The organism is Microbacterium resistens (genome assembly GCF_021172025.1).
Lineage (GTDB): Bacteria > Actinomycetota > Actinomycetes > Actinomycetales > Microbacteriaceae > Microbacterium > Microbacterium resistens.
The window spans coordinates 268,010-283,738 of sequence record NZ_CP082781.1 but is presented as its reverse complement, the minus strand read 5'-3'; the positions used below and the strand labels follow the sequence as shown (position 1 = coordinate 283,738).

The 15,729-nt window shown below is 70.4% G+C and carries 14 protein-coding genes; 2 read left to right on the top strand and 12 right to left on the bottom strand.

Translation table 11 applies throughout. The annotated features are described in order from the left end of the window. Positions 1-20 precede the first annotated feature (20 nt). Genes dapC through K8F61_RS01305 form a run of 5 tightly spaced genes read right to left on the bottom strand, consistent with a single transcriptional unit; the run spans position 21 to position 3,016 of the window. Entirely contained in the window at positions 21-1,133 is a 1,113-nt protein-coding gene (gene dapC, locus K8F61_RS01325) for a succinyldiaminopimelate transaminase (RefSeq protein ID WP_219085151.1), read from the bottom strand. Beyond that, positions 1,133-1,462 (bottom strand): ferredoxin, encoded by a 330-nt coding sequence (fdxA, locus tag K8F61_RS01320; protein ID WP_067247353.1) that lies wholly within the window; start codon positions 1,460-1,462, stop codon positions 1,133-1,135. Before fdxA ends, dapC begins: the two co-directional genes overlap by 1 nt. Before the next feature lie 4 nt (positions 1,463-1,466). Then, entirely contained in the window at positions 1,467-1,886 is a 420-nt protein-coding gene (locus K8F61_RS01315; protein WP_231820434.1) for a histidinol dehydrogenase, read from the bottom strand. A 57-nt stretch (positions 1,887-1,943) separates the two neighbouring features. Further along, entirely contained in the window at positions 1,944-2,258 is a 315-nt protein-coding gene (locus tag K8F61_RS01310; protein ID WP_231820433.1) for an AzlD domain-containing protein, read from the bottom strand. Next, positions 2,255-3,016 carry an AzlC family ABC transporter permease gene (locus K8F61_RS01305; RefSeq protein ID WP_219085149.1) on the bottom strand — a complete coding sequence of 254 codons (762 nt, stop codon included), beginning with the start codon at positions 3,014-3,016 and terminating at the stop codon, positions 2,255-2,257. Before K8F61_RS01305 ends, K8F61_RS01310 begins: the two co-directional genes overlap by 4 nt. A gap of 65 nt (positions 3,017-3,081) precedes the next feature. On the opposite strand from K8F61_RS01305, the gene K8F61_RS01300 reads away from it, so the two are divergent. Continuing rightward, positions 3,082-3,636 carry a helix-turn-helix domain-containing protein gene (locus K8F61_RS01300; RefSeq protein WP_067247361.1) on the top strand — a complete coding sequence of 185 codons (555 nt, stop codon included), beginning with the start codon at positions 3,082-3,084 and terminating at the stop codon, positions 3,634-3,636. Between the two features lie 19 nt (positions 3,637-3,655). Here the strand turns inward: K8F61_RS01300 and typA are convergent, their stop codons facing one another. Continuing rightward, positions 3,656-5,569 carry a translational GTPase TypA gene (gene typA / locus K8F61_RS01295; protein WP_067247364.1) on the bottom strand — a complete coding sequence of 638 codons (1,914 nt, stop codon included), beginning with the start codon at positions 5,567-5,569 and terminating at the stop codon, positions 3,656-3,658. Between the two features lie 152 nt (positions 5,570-5,721). Here typA and K8F61_RS01290 point away from each other — a divergent pair, with 152 nt between their 5' ends. Continuing rightward, positions 5,722-6,507, top strand: a complete 786-nt coding sequence (locus tag K8F61_RS01290; protein ID WP_231820432.1) for a CPBP family intramembrane glutamic endopeptidase — start codon at positions 5,722-5,724, stop codon at positions 6,505-6,507. 331 nt (positions 6,508-6,838) lie between these two features. Here the strand turns inward: K8F61_RS01290 and K8F61_RS01285 are convergent, their stop codons facing one another. From K8F61_RS01285 to gcvP, 6 genes are all read right to left on the bottom strand, one after another. After that, positions 6,839-7,426 carry a PH domain-containing protein gene (locus K8F61_RS01285; protein WP_231820431.1) on the bottom strand — a complete coding sequence of 196 codons (588 nt, stop codon included), beginning with the start codon at positions 7,424-7,426 and terminating at the stop codon, positions 6,839-6,841. Next, on the bottom strand, positions 7,423-9,102 hold the full coding sequence (locus tag K8F61_RS01280; protein ID WP_231820430.1) for a dipeptide ABC transporter ATP-binding protein: 1,680 nt from the start codon (positions 9,100-9,102) through the stop codon (positions 7,423-7,425). The genes K8F61_RS01285 and K8F61_RS01280 overlap by 4 nt, the downstream gene beginning before the upstream one ends. Continuing rightward, positions 9,099-10,040 (bottom strand): ABC transporter permease, encoded by a 942-nt coding sequence (locus tag K8F61_RS01275; RefSeq protein WP_231820429.1) that lies wholly within the window; start codon positions 10,038-10,040, stop codon positions 9,099-9,101. Before K8F61_RS01275 ends, K8F61_RS01280 begins: the two co-directional genes overlap by 4 nt. Continuing rightward, positions 10,033-10,959: an ABC transporter permease gene (locus K8F61_RS01270; protein ID WP_231820428.1), complete on the bottom strand. Its 927-nt coding sequence runs from the start codon at positions 10,957-10,959 to the stop codon at positions 10,033-10,035. The genes K8F61_RS01275 and K8F61_RS01270 overlap by 8 nt, the downstream gene beginning before the upstream one ends. Positions 10,960-11,054: 95 nt before the next feature. Continuing rightward, the gene (locus tag K8F61_RS01265; protein WP_231820427.1) at positions 11,055-12,695 is read right to left on the bottom strand and encodes a peptide ABC transporter substrate-binding protein; all 1,641 of its coding nucleotides are present in this window, start codon (positions 12,693-12,695) and stop codon (positions 11,055-11,057) included. A gap of 191 nt (positions 12,696-12,886) precedes the next feature. Beyond that, positions 12,887-15,706 carry an aminomethyl-transferring glycine dehydrogenase gene (gene gcvP, locus K8F61_RS01260; RefSeq protein WP_231821492.1) on the bottom strand — a complete coding sequence of 940 codons (2,820 nt, stop codon included), beginning with the start codon at positions 15,704-15,706 and terminating at the stop codon, positions 12,887-12,889. Positions 15,707-15,729: the final 23 nt, after the last annotated feature.

The window sequence follows — 15,729 nt, the reverse complement described above, 5'->3', positions numbered from 1 at the left end:
TCACTCCGGACGCCCGCGGGTCACGGGGTCGACGCGCGCAAGCGCTCGGCGGCGCGGGCCACGCGCTCCGTCGGCGCGGTGAGCGACAGCCGCACATGCTCGGCGGAGAAGTCGCCGTAGAACGCGCCGGGGCCGCCCAGGATGCCGAGTCCCGCCAGGCGCTCCATCGACTCCCAGGCGTCCCGGCCCTCCGTCGCCCAGAGGTAGAGCCCCGCCTCCGAGCCGTCGACGCGGAAGCCGGCCGCCTGGATCGCCGGCAGCAACAGGGCGCGGCGCTCACGGTAGAGCTCCTTCTGGGCCGCGACGTGCTCGTCGTCGCGGAGAGCGACGGCCATCGCGTGCTGGACCGGTGCCGGCGGCATGAGGCCCAGGTGCTTGCGCGCCGCCAGCAGATCGCCGACGACACGGGCGCAGCCGGCCACGAACGCGGCGCGGTAGCCGGCGAGGTTCGACTGCTTGCTCAGGGAGTACACGCTGAGCAGTCCCGACCGGGTGCCTCCGGTGACCCGAGGATCCAGCACGGACGGCACGGGCTCGCTCGCCCACGGGCCGTCCCATCCGAGCTCGGCATAGCACTCGTCGCTGGCGAGGACCGCACCCAGCTCCCGCGCCCGGCGCACGGCCGCGGCGAGCTCGTCGCGCGTCCAGGTGCGGCCGTCGGGGTTGCCGGGGGTGTTGATCCAGATCAGGCGGGTCCCCTCGGGCCACTCGGCCGGGTCGTCCGCCGGAACGGGCGTGGCCCCCGCGACGCGGGCCCCGACCTCGTACGTGGGGTAGGCGACGCGCGGGTGGACGACCCGGTCTCCCGGGCCGAGCCCGAGCAGGGTCGGCAGCAGCGCGACGAGTTCCTTGGAACCGATCGTGGGCAGGACGTTGTCCGGCCTCAGGTCCGGCACGCCCCGCCGCCGGGCGTACCAGTCGACGATCGCCTCGCGCAGCTCCGCGGTCCCCACGGTCTGGGGGTAGGCGTGCGCGTCGGTCGCCTCGGCGAGCGCCGCACGGATGATCTCGGGCGTCGGGTCGATCGGCGATCCGATCGACAGATCCACGATCCCGTCGGGATGCGCTGCCGCCCGCTCGCGGAAGGGGGCGACCGCGTCCCAGGGATAGTCGGCCAGATCGCGGACCGACATCAGTGGGCGGCGTCGCCCTGCGGCGGCAGAGCGGCGATGATCGGGTGGTCGTGGTGGATCACGCCGACCTTGGCGGCGCCGCCCGGAGACCCGACCTCTTCGAAGAACTCGACGTTCGCCTTGTAGTAGTCCTGCCATTCGTCGGGCAGGTCGTCCTCGTAGTAGATCGCCTCCACCGGGCAGACAGGCTCGCACGCACCGCAGTCCACGCACTCGTCCGGGTGGATATACAGCGAGCGCTCCCCTTCGTAGATGCAGTCAACGGGGCACTCGTCGATGCAGGCGCGATCCTTGACATCGACGCACGGGAGGGCGATCACATACGTCACTGTTTCAGTCTACGTCGCGCGCGCGATCGCCGGCCGCGTCGGGTCCGCGGGTTACGGCGGCCCGCGGAAGCCGGGACAGGTCGGGCCACGCCACGATGACGAGCACCAGCCCGGCGATCAGGTAGCCCCAGATGCGTCCGCGCAGGTCGTCCGGCACGAGCACCGATCCCCCGGGACCGCGACCCGAGATCAGGAGGACGGCGGCCAGCATCCCGATCCCGGCCGCGAGCGCGGCCCAGCGGTCGCGGGTGAGGGCGCGGACGGCCACGAGCAGGGCGGCGCAGGCGATCGGGCCGATGATCATGCCGATCGGGATCGGGCCGAGCTCCGACCCGTGGGCGATCGTCGTCGCGAGCCCGAACACGGCTCCGACCACCAGCACTCCGGCCCACGACAGCACGCGGGAGATCCATTTCTCAGGCACGGGACGAGCCTAGTCCGCCCGGTTATGCGCGGCCTTGTCGCCGACGCACGGGCTGCCCTATGCGGCCAGGCCGGCCAGCCGCAGCAGCGCCGCCGTGGCCGCCGCGGCGAACACGACCGCCAGGAACGACTGCCGCAGCCACAGGAGGCCGGCCGCGACCAGCACGGCGGGCACCCGCGCGTCGACGACGACGGCCTGCCCGACGGCCAGCGATTGCACGGCGACCAGCGCCGCCAGCAGCGCGACCGTCAGCAGGTCGCTGATGCGCGCCGGGCGGGGCGCCTCCAGCACCCGCGGCGGTACCAGGTACCCGATCGCCTTCAGGCCGTAGCAGACGACGGCGGCGAGCAGGATGGCGTTCCACAGGGTCATGCGCTCGCTCCCGACGCGGGGCGGGCGGCGGCGTCGCCGGGCGGGGCGAGCCAGTTGAACCAGCCGACGATCAGGGCGACCGCGGCCGCGACGAGGACGGGGAGCCCGGGGATGAGGACCGGCGTGAGCGCCGTGGCGACGACCGCGGCCGCGACGCCGACCGCGATCGCCTGGCGCTGGCGCAGCCTCGGCCACAGGAGGGCCAGGAAGGCCGCAGCCGCGGCGGCGTCGAGCCCCCACGTCTTCGGATCCCCGAGGACGTCGCCGAGGAGCGCGCCGACGAGGGTCGTGAGGTTCCACCCGACGAACACGCCGATGCCGGTCAGCCAGAATCCCGCGCGTCGCGCGCGCTCGGACCTCTGCGCGAGAGAGACGGCGGTCGACTCGTCGATCGTGAAGTGCGCCGCCGCGGCCCGCCGCGCGAAGCCCCGGCCGATCACCGGGGACATCCGGATGCCGTAGGCGACGTTGCGCACGCCGAGGAGCACCGCGGATGCGATCGCGGCGGGCAGCGCCGCCAGGCCACCGGCGCCCACCACACCGACGAAGGCGAACTGGGAGCCCCCGGTGAACATCACCAGGCTCAGCACGCAGGTCTGCCAGATGTCCAGACCCGAGGCGACCGACAGCGCCCCGAACGAGACGCCGTACGCGCTCGTGGCGATCACGACGCCGAGGCCCTCCCGGCGCGCGAGGCGAACCTCGTCGCGCTCCTCCGCGGAGGCCGGGTCTCCCGATGTTCGCCCTGCTGAACGCATGTCCACCATTCTGAACACCCGCCGGCTGATCGTCAAGATGAACGATCGTTTGCGATACTGACCACATGGAGCTTCGTCAGCGTATCGCCACGGCCCTGCGGCAGGAACGCCAGGCGGCCGGCCTCTCGGTGTCCGAGCTCGCCCGGCGCGCGGGGGTCTCGAAGGCCACCGTGTCCCAGCTCGAAGGCGGTGCGGGCAACCCCAGCGTCGAGACGCTGTGGGCCCTCGGGGACGCGCTCGGCATCCCGTTCGCCGATCTCGTCGACCGGCCTGCGGAGCAGCCGACGCTGGTGCGCCTGGCCGACCTCGGCGGCGCGGCACGGGTGCCGTCCTCGGACGCCCCGTACTCCGCGACGATCCTGTCCGTGTGCCCGCCCTCGGCCCGGCGCGACCTCTACCTCATCCAGGCCGAGCCGGGAGAGCCGCGGCGCTCCCTCCCCCACCGCACCGGCACCACCGAGCACGTCGTGCTCGTCGCCGGGTCGGCGCTGCTCGGCCCCGCCGAAGCGCCGGAGACCCTCGCGCCGGGCGACTATCTCCGCTACCGCGGCGACGCGCCGCACGTCTTCGAAGCGCTGGCGCCGGGCACGATCGCCGTGCTGATCTCCGAACAGCGCTGACGAGCGCGCCCGGCCGGGATCAGGCGTTCGCGTCCTGGCGCTTCTGGCGGGCGGTCTCCCGCGCGCGGATCGTCTGGTCCAGGATCACCTTGCGGATGCGCACCTTCTCCGGGGTCACCTCGACGCACTCGTCGTCGCGGGCCCACTCCAGGCTCTCCTCCAACGACAGCTGGCGCGGCGGCGTGAGCTTCTCCAGCTCGTCCGCCGTCGAGGAGCGCATGTTGGTGAGCTTCTTCTCCTTGGTGATGTTGACGTCCATGTCGTCGGCGCGGGTGTTCTCGCCGACGACCATTCCCTCGTAGACCTCTTCGGTCGGGTTGACGAAGAAGCTCATCCGCTCCTGCAGCGCCATCATCGCGAACGGCGTGACGACGCCGGCGCGGTCGGCGACGATCGAGCCGGACGCGCGCGCGACGATCTGTCCCGCCCAGTCGTCGTAACCGTGCGAGATCGCATTCGCGATGCCGGTGCCGCGGGTCACGGACATGAACTCGGTGCGGAAGCCGATCAGCCCGCGCGACGGCACGATGAACTCCATGCGGACCCATCCGGTGCCGTGGTTCGTCATGCCCTCCATGCGCCCCTTGCGGGCGGCGAGCAGCTGAGTGATCGCGCCGAGGTACTCCTCCGGGGCGTCGATCGTGAGGTGCTCGTAGGGCTCCTGGACCTTGCCGTCCGCGCTCTTGCGGGTGACGACCTGGGGCTTGCCGACCGTGAGCTCGAAGCCCTCGCGACGCATGTTCTCCACGAGGATCGCCAGCGCGAGCTCGCCGCGGCCCTGCACCTCCCAGGCGTCCGGGCGGCCGATGTCGACGACCTTGAGCGAGACGTTGCCGATGAGCTCGCGGTCCAGACGGTCCTTGACCATCCGCGCCGTGAGCTTGTGGCCCTTCACCTTGCCGACCAGCGGCGAGGTGTTCGTGCCGATCGTCATCGAGATCGCCGGGTCGTCGACCGTGATGGCCGGAAGCGGTCGCACGTCCTCCGGATCCGCGATCGTCTCGCCGATCGTGATCTGGTCGAAGCCCGCGATCGCGACGATGTCGCCGGGACCCGCCGACTCGGCCGGATACCGCTCCAGGGCCTTGGTCATCAGCAGCTCGGTGATCCGGGCGTTCGAGTGGGAGCCGTCGTGGCGCACCCAGGCGACGGTCTGCCCCTTCTTCAGGGTGCCGTTGAAGATGCGCAGCAGCGCGAGCCGGCCCAGGAACGGGCTCGAGTCGAGGTTCGTGACCCAGGCCTGCAGCGGCGCCTCGTCGTCGTACGACGGGGCCGGGACGTGCTTCAGGATCGCGGCGAACAGCGGCTCGAGGTCGTCGTTGTCCGGCAGCGTGCCGTTCTCCGGGCGGTTCGCGGAGGCGGCGCCGGCACGGCCGGACGCGTACACCACCGGAACGTCGAGGAGCGCGTCGACATCGAGGTCGGGCACGTCGTCCACGAGGTCGGAGGCGAGTCCGAGGAGCAGGTCGTGCGCCTCCTCCTCGACCTCGGCGATCCGCGCGTCGGGGCGGTCCGTCTTGTTCACGAGGAGGATGACGGGGAGCTTGGCCTCCAGCGCCTTGCGCAGGACGAAGCGGGTCTGCGGGAGCGGGCCCTCGCTCGCGTCCACCAGCAGCACGACGCCGTCCACCATCGACAGCGCGCGCTCCACCTCGCCGCCGAAGTCGGCGTGCCCCGGCGTGTCGACGACGTTGATCGTCACCGGGACGTCCGTGTGGGCGCCGTTGTAGGTGATCGCCGTGTTCTTGGCGAGGATCGTGATGCCCTTCTCCCGTTCCAGGTCGTTCGAGTCCATGGCGCGCTCCTCGACGTGAGCGTGCTCGCCGAACGAACCGGTCTGGCGGAGCATCGCGTCCACGAGGGTGGTCTTGCCGTGGTCGACGTGGGCGACGATCGCGACGTTTCGGAGATCGGGGCGGAGGGCGTGCGCCATGCAGAAAGTCCTAAGAAGAGGAAGGTGGGAGGTGGCAGCGCCGTCCCTGATCCGTTCGAAGGGGCGACGTTCCAGGATAGCGCACGCGCCGGCGCCGGCTCTGAACCGCGCCTGAACGCGAGGGAGGGGCGATCCGCGTACGATCGGTCGTCATGAGCCTGAGCGCCGCGCCCGTGCCCGAGACCCGCGGACGGCTGTGGGCGGAGATCGGGATCGTGCTCGCCCTCGGACTCGGCCAGTCCGCGGTGTATGCGATCGTGCAGCTGCTCTACCGGCTGACCGCCGAGACGCCCCTCGGGGACCAGACGGCGACGCTCAACCCCGCGCGCAGCGACCGCGAGGTGTTCGATCTCGTCTATCAGCTCCTCGGCATCGCCTTCTCGGTCGTCCCCGTGCTCCTGGTCTGCTTCCTCCTGTGGCGCACGAGTCGTCCGCATCTGGGCGCGCTGGGGCTGGACGGCACGCGGATCGGCCGTGACGCGGGCCTGGGCGCGGGCCTCGTGCTCGCGATCGGCATCCCGGGGCTCGGGCTGTACCTCGTGGGTCGGACGATGGGACTGTTCGTCGCCGTGGACCCGGGCGCGCAGTCCGCGTACTGGTGGACCGTGCCGGTCCTGCTCCTCGCGGCGGCGCGCGCCTCGATCGAGGAGGAGTTCGTCGTGCTGGGCTACCTCTTCGCCCGGCTGCGGCAGCTCGGCTGGTCCCCCTGGGCGATCGTCGCCGCGACGTCCCTGTTGCGCGCGACCTATCACCTGTACCAGGGGCCGGGCGCCTTCATCGGGAACCTCGCGATGGGCCTGCTGTTCGGGCTGCTCTTCCTGCGGACCGGGAGGCTCCTGCCCTTCCTCGTCGCGCACTTCCTCATCGACGCGGCCGTCTTCGTGGGCTACCCGTGGGCCGCCGCGACCTGGCCGACCCTGTTCGGGCTGCCCGGCTGACCGCTCCCCCGTGCGCGGTGCGCGCCCTGGCTCATGCTGGACGCCTCCCGGCTGATTCTGGGGCGCGTCCTGGGTGCTTCTTGGGCGCCGCGGGCCGCGACGCGGGCTCAGGCGAACGCGCAAGATCAGGCACTTACGTGCGATGAACGCCTGATCCCACGTGTGTGCCTGAACCCGCGCGGAGCGCACACGCAGAGGGGGGCAATCCGCGGACGGGGAACGCGAGCTCAGGCGAACACGTCAGATCAGGCGAACACGCCAGATCAGGCACCTGCGTGCGATGAACGCCTGATCCCACGCGTGTGCCTGAACCCGCGCGAGGCGCCCGGGATCAGGCGTAGGCGATGAGGATCGCGGCGATGGCCCAGATCGCGATGATCGCCAGCGCCGCGACGGCGGGGAGGTCCCAGCCGCGGCGGATCGGCGCGTCGGCGCCCTCACCGGCCGGCCCGGGCGCGGCGTCGACCGCCGCCTCCCACCGGTCGCGGATCTCGGTCAGCGCCTGCAGGCTCGCGGGAACCTTGACCTCCCCCTCGCCCCGGCCGGTCTGCCGCGGCGGGCGGGAGCGCCCGGGCCCGCCGAAGCAGGACACCCTGGTCCCGTCGTCGAGCGCGAACTCGAGCTGCCAGCGCAGGTCCACGTCGCGGACCCGACGCCAGCCGAACCGGGTCGTCCTCAGCATGTTCCGCACGGTCGCGCCCTCGTCGTCCACCCGGACGGCGGAGACGAAGCTGATCTCGTAGACGATCCACACCGCCAGCAGCACCCACGGCGCGTACAGCAGCATGAGCCCCCAGCTGCCCCGCGCCACGGCGTCGCCGAGGAGGAACAGCGCCAGCGCGGAGACGAGGGTGAGCACGATCGGCCCCAGGGGCGAACGGTAGGTCCGTCCGCCCCCGGGCTGGGAGGCGCCGCTCACGACGCGCCGCCTCCCAGGGAGATCGATGCGCCGGGGATCGCCTGCAGGAGCCGCTCGGTGTACTCCTCCTGCGGGTTGGAGAAGATCTCGTCGACCGTCCCCTTCTCGACCAGCCGTCCCTTCTCCATGACGCACACGAGGTCGCTGGAGACGCGGACCACCGCGAGGTCGTGCGTGATGAACAGATACGTCAGGTCCAGCTCCGACTGCAGGTCGGCGAGGAGCTTGAGGATCTGGTCCTGCACGAGGACGTCGAGGGCGGAGACCGCCTCGTCGAGCACCACGATGTCGGGCTTGAGCGCCAGCGCGCGGGCGATCGCCACGCGCTGACGCTGACCGCCGGACAGCTCGTTCGGGTACCGCGTCGCCAGCACCCGCGGCAGGGAGACCTGGTCCAGCAGCTCCAGCACCCGCTCGCGCCGCGACGCCGTGTCTCCGATGTCGTGGATGTTCAGCGGCTCCGCGATCGTGTTGCCGATGTTGCGGAGCGGATCCATGGACCCGTACGGGTCCTGGAACACCGGCTGCATGCGGCGGCGCAGACCGAACGCCTGGGCGTTCGACAGCTTCGAGACGTCCTTGCCGTCGATCTCGATCGTGCCGGAGGTGGGCTCCTCGAGCTTCAGCACCATCTTCGCCACCGTGGACTTGCCGGAGCCCGACTCCCCCACCAGGGCGAGGGTCTTGCCGCGCGGGATCTCGAAGGACACGTCGTCGACCGCACGGAACGGGATGCTCCGGAACGACCCCTGACGGATCTTGTAGTCCTTCGTGAGTCCCGCCACCCGCACCGTCGGCGGGATGTCGGCGAGGTCCTGCATCGTCTCCACCCCGCGGTCCTCGACCACGGCCTGGATGCGCTGCGAGGCGATGCTGGGCGCGGCCGCGACGAGGCGCTTCGTGTACGGGTGCTGGGGATCCTCCAGGATCTGCCGGCTGGGTCCCGCCTCCACGATGTTGCCGTTGTTCATCACGATGATCTTCTCGGCGCGCTCGGCGGCGAGCCCGAGGTCGTGCGTGATGAGCAGCACGGCCGTGCCCCGCTCCTTCGTGAGCCGGGCCATGTGATCCAGGATCACGCGCTGCACGGTGACGTCCAGCGCCGAGGTGGGCTCGTCCGCGATCAGCAGCTTCGGGTCGGCCGCGAGGCCGATCCCGATGAGCGCGCGCTGACGCATGCCGCCGGAGAACTGGTGCGGATACTGGTGCAGACGCGATGCCGCGTCGCTCAGTCCCGCCTGCTGCAGCACCTCGATGGCACGGTCCTTGACCGCCTGGCGTCCGTGCGCGATGCCGTTGGCACGGATCGCCTCCTTCACCTGGAAGCCGATCGACCACACCGGGTTGAGGCTCGCCATCGGATCCTGGGGCACGAAGCCGATGTCCCGGCCGCGCACCCCCTCGATCTCCCGGCGGCTGAGCGTCGTGAGCTCCCGTCCCTCCAGCGTGACGCTGCCGGCGGTCACGTGACCCGTGCCCGGCAACAGGTTGATGATCGCCGTGGCCGTGGTGGACTTGCCCGAGCCGGACTCCCCCACGATCGCGACGGTCTCGCCCGCGAACATGTCGAAGCTGACGCCGTGCAGCACCTCGCGGACGCCGTCCTGCCCCTTGAACGCGACGGTGAGGTCGCGCACGGAGAGGACGGGGGCGGCGTTCTGGTTCAGAGCCGTCATCGCCGGGCCCTCGCCTTCGGGTCGAGGGCGTCGCGGATGAGCTCGCCCAGGGTCACGAACGCGAGCACCGCCAGGGTGAGCGCGATCGACGGATAGATGAGCGACATGGGAGCGACGCGCAGCGAGGCCTGAGCCTGGCTGATGTCGTTGCCCCAGGACATCACGGTGCCACCCAAGCCCACGCCGAGGAACGACAGCGTCGCCTCCGCGACGATCGCCGATGCGAGCGACAGCGTCGACACCACGAGCAGCGGAGCGATGGCGTTCGGGATCACGTGGCTCACCAGGATCTGGAACTTCGACTGCCCCAACGCCTGCGAGGCCATGACGAAGTCGGCCTGCCGAACGCGGAGGATCTCGGCGCGGAACACACGGGCCGTCGAGGCCCACGCGAATCCGCCGATCGCGAGCGCGAGCGTCCAGACCGACCGGGCCTCGTGGAACACCGTCATCACGACCACGGCCGCGAGGATGTACGGGATCGCGAAGAAGATGTCGCCGATACGGGACAGCAGGCCGTCGAGCCAGCCGCCGTAGAAGCCCGCGAAGGCTCCCATGATGAGACCGATGATCGCGGAGATCAGCGTGGCGATGATCCCCACCGACAGGGAGGTCTGTGCGCCCCAGATCACTCGTGCGTAGATATCGCAGCCCTGGAAGGTGAAGCCGAGCGGGTGTCCTGGCGCGGCCCCCTCGTTGCTGAACATCAGGTCGCACGAGCGCGGGTTCGTCTGAGTGAACAGACCGGGGAACAACGCGACGAGGACGAACAGCAGCGCGAGCACGGCCGAGAACCAGAAGAGCGGGCGCCGACGGAGGTCCCGCCAGGCGTCGTTCCAGAGGTTGCTCGGCTTCTCGGACACGCGTACGGCATCGACCGAGATCGTCTCGGTCTCGACCGGCGCGACGTAGTGCGTTGGGGTTGTGGGCTCAGGCATAGCGGATCCTCGGGTCGAGCAGGCCGTAGAGCAGGTCGATGACCAGGTTCACCAGCACGTACAGGATGACGAACACGGTCACGAAGGACACGACCGTGGGTCCTTCGCTCCGGATCACGGCCTGGAACAGGGTGTTGCCGACTCCCGGCACGTTGAAGATGCCCTCCGTGACGGTGGCGCCGACGAGCAGGACGCCGAAGTTCGTCGCGGAGTTCGTGATCACGGGGATCAGGGAGTTGCGCATCACGTGCACGGGGATGACACGACGCCGCGGCAGTCCTTTGCCGTAGGCGGTGCGCACCCACTCCTGGTTCAGCGTGTCGATCATCGAGCTGCGCATGAGGCGCATGCTCACCGCGAACAGGCTGAAGCCGAGGACGATGGCCGGCAGCCACAGCCCGCCCCAGTCGTTGTCGGCGCCGACCGTGGGACTGAACCAGCCCCATTGGATAGCGAGGAAGTACTGCGCGAGGAAGCAGACGACGAAGATCGGGATGGCCAGGGCCACCAGCGCCACCAGCAGCGATACGTTGTCGAAGATCTTCCCCTTGCGCAGCGCCGCGATCGAGCCGATCACGATCGCGAGCGCGAACTCGATGCCGATCGCCATCACGGCGAGGCGTCCCGTGACCGGGAGCGTTTGGGCGAGGACCTCCGCCACCGGACGGCCGGAGAAGGTCACGCCGAGGTCACCGCGGAAGACGCCCGAGATGTAATACCAGTACTGCACCAGGAACGGCTCGTTCAGGTGGTACTGCTCCCGCAGGCGTTCGATGAGCGCTTCGCTCGGCGTGCGGTCGCCGAACAGCGCGAGGATCGGATCGCCGGGCATGGCGAACACGAGGAAGTAGATGAGCAGGGTGGCCCCGAAGAAGACCGGGATCACCTGCAGAAGACGTCTCAGAATGTAGCCGAGCATCCGCTGTCCCTTCTGTGGGACCGCGAGCAGGACACGCAGACAGCCTACGAGGCGGTGACGAGTCTCGTCACCGCCTCGTAGGCGTCACACATGGCCTACTCTGCGGCCTTGGTGATCTCGTAGTACAGCGGAACCGAGTTCCAGCCGAACGTGACGTTGTCCACGTTCTCGCTGTAACCGCCGGTCACGTTCGAGTACCACAGCGGGATGGCGGGCAGGTCCTTGAAGAGGATCTCCTGAGCCTTCTGGAAGTCCTTGACCTGAGCGTCCGCGTCGGTGTTGCCGATACCGGCCTTGATGGCGGCGTCGAACTCGGGGTTCGAGTAGTCACCGTCGTTCGAGCCGGCGCCCGTCGCGTAGAGCGGGCCGAGGAAGTTGTACAGACCCGGGTAGTCGGCCTGCCAGCCGGAGCGGGCCGCCGTCTTGATCGAGCGGTTGTTCACCTCTTCGCGGATCTGCGCGAAGGTCGGGTACGGCGCGCCCGAGGCCTCGATGCCGAGGTTCTTCGAGATCTGGTTGGTCACGGCGTCGACCCACTCCTGGTGGCCGCCGTCCGAGTTAAACGCGATCTGGAAGGTGCCCTCCCACGGCGAGATCTTGTCGGCCTCGGCCCACAGCTCCTTCGCCTTCTCCGGGTCGTACTGCAGGACCTCGTTGCCGGGGATCTCGTCGGACCAGCCGGCGATGACCGGCGAGGTGAAGTCGGCGGCCGGCGTGCGAGTGCCCGAGAAGATCTTCTCGGTGATCTGCGCGCGGTCGAAGGCCATCGAGATCGCCTGGCGGCGGAGGATGCCCTCCTCGCCGGAGAAGTGCGGGAGGAACTGCCCGATCGTGAACGACTGGAACACAGCCGACGGCTGGTTCACCGCGCGGTCGCCGAGGTCGTCCTGGAAGGTCGGCAGGGAGACGGCCGGGATCGCGTCAATGACGTCGACCTTGTTGCCCTGCAGGTCGGCGTACGCCGCTTCCTGCGTCGCGTAGAACTTGATCGTCAGACCGCCGTTCTGCGCCTTGCGACCGCCCTGGTAGTCGTCGTTGCGGACGAGGTCGATCTGCACGTCGTGCTGCCAGCCGTCGCCGCCGATCATGTACGGGCCGTTGCCGATCGGGTTCTCACCGAACGCGGCCATGTCCTCGAACGCGACGTCCGGGAGCGGGTAGTAGGCCGAGTAGCCCAGGCGCAGTGCGAAGTCCGAGGCCGGCTTGTTCAGCGCGACGGTGAACGTGTAGTCGTCGACCTGCTTCAGCCCGGTGAGCGGGGAGTCGGTCTCGGCGTTGTAGCCTTCGATGTCCTCGAAGAAGTAGCTGGACAGGTGCGCGTTGGAGGCCTTCGCGCCCTCGTTCCAGGCCTTGATGAAGTTGTCCGCGGTGACTTCCTCGCCGTCGGTGAACTTCTGGCCCTTCTTGAGCTTGATCGTGAGGTGCTGCGGGTCCTCGGTGACGATCTCCTCGGCCATGTCGTTGACCGGCTTGCCGTCCGCGTCGTAGTAGACGAGACCGGCGAAGATCTCGTCGAGGATCTTGCCGCCGCCGACCTCGTTGGTGTTGGTCGGGATGAGCGGGTTCTCCGGCTCCGAACCGTTCGTCGTGATGATGGCGTCGGGATCCGCCTTGGCGTTGCTTCCGGTGTCGCCCTTGTCGGTCGATCCGGATCCACCACCTGCGCAGCCCGCGAGCGCGAGGGTACCCGCCGCGAGCAGCGCGACGCCCGTGAGGGCGATCTTGTTGCGCTTCACTTGTGTCCTCCTGTGGACCTGATACAGCAAACTGCGCGCTCGTCATCGAGCGCGTAGGGATACCCCAGGGTAACCGCCGTCCTGCCGATCCCGTAACCGCGTGAATCAACCGTTACTGAGTGGTGATATGACGGAAACGCACCGCGGGCCCCGGACGGTGTCCGGGGCCCGCGTCGATCGGTCGCGCACGCTCAGGTGAAGGCCTCCACCGGAGGGCAGGCGCACACGAGGTTGCGGTCGCCGTAGGCGTTGTCGATCCGCCGCACCGGCGGCCAGTACTTGCCGGCGATCAGGGAGTGCACCGGGTAGGCGGCCTGCTCGCGGGTGTAGGCGTGCCCCCACTCCCCCGCGATCAGCGACGCCGCCGTGTGCGGCGCGTTCACGAGGGGGTTGTCGTCGGCGGGCCAGCGCCCGGACGCGACGGCGTCCGCCTCCGCCTTGATCTGGATCATCGCCTCGATGAAGCGCTCCAGCTCCCCCAGGTCCTCCGACTCGGTCGGCTCCACCATGAGGGTGCCCGCCACCGGGAAGGACATGGTCGGGGCGTGGAACCCGTAGTCGATGAGCCGCTTGGCGACGTCGTCCACGGTGATCCCCGTCGCGTCCTTGAGGGGACGCAGGTCGAGGATGCACTCGTGCGCGACCCGCCCGGTCTCGCCCGTGTAGAGGACCGGGTAGTGGGCCTCCAGGCGCGCGGCGACGTAGTTCGCCGCCAGCACGGCCGCGGCCGTCGCGTCGGCCAGGCCCGCCGCGCCCATCATCCGCACATACGCCCACGAGATCGGCAGGACGCCGGCGGACCCGTACGGGGCCGCCGAGACCGGTCCGCCCCCGAACACGAACCCTCCGGCGTGCTCGGCCCGCTGCGCCTGCGGGTGCCCGGGCAGGAACGGAGCCAGGTGCGCCTTGGCCGCGACGGGGCCCACACCGGGACCGCCGCCGCCGTGCGGGATGGCGAAGGTCTTGTGCAGGTTCAGGTGCGAGACGTCGCCGCCGAGGTCGCCGAAGCGCGCGTAGCCGAGCAGCGCGTTGAGGTTCGCCCCGTCGATGTACACCTGACCGCCCGCCGCGTGCACCGCGGCGGTGATGTCGAGGACGTCGTGCTCGTACACGCCGTGCGTCGACGGGTAGGTGATCATCAGAGCGGCGAGCTCGTCCGCATGGGCGTCGATCTTCGCGCGCAGGTCGCCGAGGTCGACGTTGCCCTGCTCGTCCGTCGCCACCACGACGACCTTCATCCCGGCGAGGACCGCCGACGCGGCGTTCGTGCCGTGCGCGGAGGACGGGATGAGGCACACGGTGCGGTGAGCGTCGCCGTTGGCGTGGTGGTAGCCGCGGATGGCGAGCAGGCCCGCGAGTTCCCCCTGCGAGCCGGCGTTCGGCTGCAGCGACACGGCGTCGTACCCGGTCACGTCGGCGAGCCAGGACTCGAGCTGATCGATGAGCGCCAGCGAGCCCCGGACGTCCTCCTCGGGGGCGAACGGGTGCAGCTGGGCGAACTCGGGCCAGGTGATGGCCGCCATCTCCGTCGCGGCGTTCAGCTTCATCGTGCACGAGCCGAGCGGGATCATCCCGCGGTCGAGCGCGTAGTCGCGGTCCGCGAGCGTCTTCAGGTACCGCATCATGGCCGTCTCCGACCGGTGCGCGTGGAAGACCGGGTGCGTCAGGTAGTCGTCCCGCCGACGCAGGCCGTCCGGAAGGGCGTCGTTCGTGCCGACGGCGAACCCGAACGCCCCGCCCCCCGCACCCAGGACGCCGAGCACGGCGAGCACCTCCTCGAAGGTCGTCGTCTCGTCGAGGGTGACCCCGACGGTGTCGGCGTCGACCAGGCGCAGCAGGATCCCGTGCTCGTCGCGGGCCCGCGCCACCGCGTCGGCCGCGCCGCCCGGGACGCGCACGGTCACGGTGTCGAAGAACGCGTCGTGGACGACCTCTACCCCGGACGTGCGCAGCTCCTCGGCGACGAACCAGGCCAGCGCGGCGATGCGACGGGCGATCTGCGCCAGCCCCTCGGGGCCGTGGTAGACGGCGTACATCGAGGCCATCACGGCCAGCAGCACCTGCGCGGTGCAGATGTTGGACGTCGCCTTCTCGCGGCGGATGTGCTGCTCGCGGGTCTGCAGCGCGAGGCGGTAGGCCGGGTGGCCGTCCGCGTCCTGCGAGACCCCGACCAGACGGCCGGGCAGCTGGCGCTCCAGCCCCGACCGCACCGACATGTATCCCGCGTGCGGGCCGCCGAAGCCCATCGGCACGCCGAAGCGCTGGGTCGTGCCCACCGCGACGTCCGCGCCGAGCGAGCCGGGCGAGGCGATCAGGGTGAGCGCGAGCAGATCCGCACCGACGACGGCGAGACCGCCGGCGACATGCGCCGCATCGATCACACCCGACGGGTCCCAGACGCGTCCCGACGCCCCCGGGTACTGCACGAACAGGCCGAACAGCTCCTCCGGCAGCGTCTCGCCCCCGGCGAGGTCGCGCTCGACGAGCTCGATCCCCACCGCCTCGGCGCGCGTCGCAAGGAGGGCCTTGGTCTGCGGCAGGGCGTCCGCGTCCACCACGAACACGTTCGAGGCGGCCTTCGACGCCCGCCGGACCAGGAGCATGCCCTCGGCGACGGCCGTCGACTCGTCCAGCATCGACGAGTTCGCGGTGTCCAGGCCGGTGAGCTCGGAGACCATCGTCTGGAAGTTGATCAGCGCCTCCAGCCGCCCCTGCGAGATCTCGGGCTGGTACGGCGTGTACGCCGTGTACCAGGACGGGTTCTCCAGGACGTTGCGCTGGATGACGCTCGGGGTGATCGTGCCGTGGTAGCCGAGGCCGATCATGGCGCGGTTGACGACGTTCTGCGCGGCGAGTCCGCGCAGCTCCGCCAGGGCCTGCGCCTCGCTGGCGGCGGCCGGCAGCACGCTCTCGCGGCCCTCGTCGCGGATCGACGCGGGCACGGCGTCGCGCATGAGCGCGTCGACGGGACGCTCCTGCTCGGCGACGGCGATGCCGATCGCGGCGAGCATCTCGCGCTGCGCGGCGGCGGTGG

Coding starts and splice junctions, on each gene's coding strand:
- K8F61_RS01270 (WP_231820428.1), bottom strand. CDS start 10,959: ATGCTCGGCTACATTCTGAGACGTCTTCTGCAGGTGATCCCGGTCTTC.
- K8F61_RS01290 (WP_231820432.1), top strand. CDS start 5,722: ATGAGCCTGAGCGCCGCGCCCGTGCCCGAGACCCGCGGACGGCTGTGG.
- K8F61_RS01300 (WP_067247361.1), top strand. CDS start 3,082: ATGGAGCTTCGTCAGCGTATCGCCACGGCCCTGCGGCAGGAACGCCAG.
- gcvP (WP_231821492.1), bottom strand. CDS start 15,706: ATGCTCGCCGCGATCGGCATCGCCGTCGCCGAGCAGGAGCGTCCCGTC.
- dapC (WP_219085151.1), bottom strand. CDS start 1,133: ATGTCGGTCCGCGATCTGGCCGACTATCCCTGGGACGCGGTCGCCCCC.
- K8F61_RS01305 (WP_219085149.1), bottom strand. CDS start 3,016: ATGCGTTCAGCAGGGCGAACATCGGGAGACCCGGCCTCCGCGGAGGAG.
- typA (WP_067247364.1), bottom strand. CDS start 5,569: ATGGCGCACGCCCTCCGCCCCGATCTCCGAAACGTCGCGATCGTCGCC.
- K8F61_RS01275 (WP_231820429.1), bottom strand. CDS start 10,040: ATGCCTGAGCCCACAACCCCAACGCACTACGTCGCGCCGGTCGAGACC.
- K8F61_RS01310 (WP_231820433.1), bottom strand. CDS start 2,258: ATGACCCTGTGGAACGCCATCCTGCTCGCCGCCGTCGTCTGCTACGGC.
- K8F61_RS01280 (WP_231820430.1), bottom strand. CDS start 9,102: ATGACGGCTCTGAACCAGAACGCCGCCCCCGTCCTCTCCGTGCGCGAC.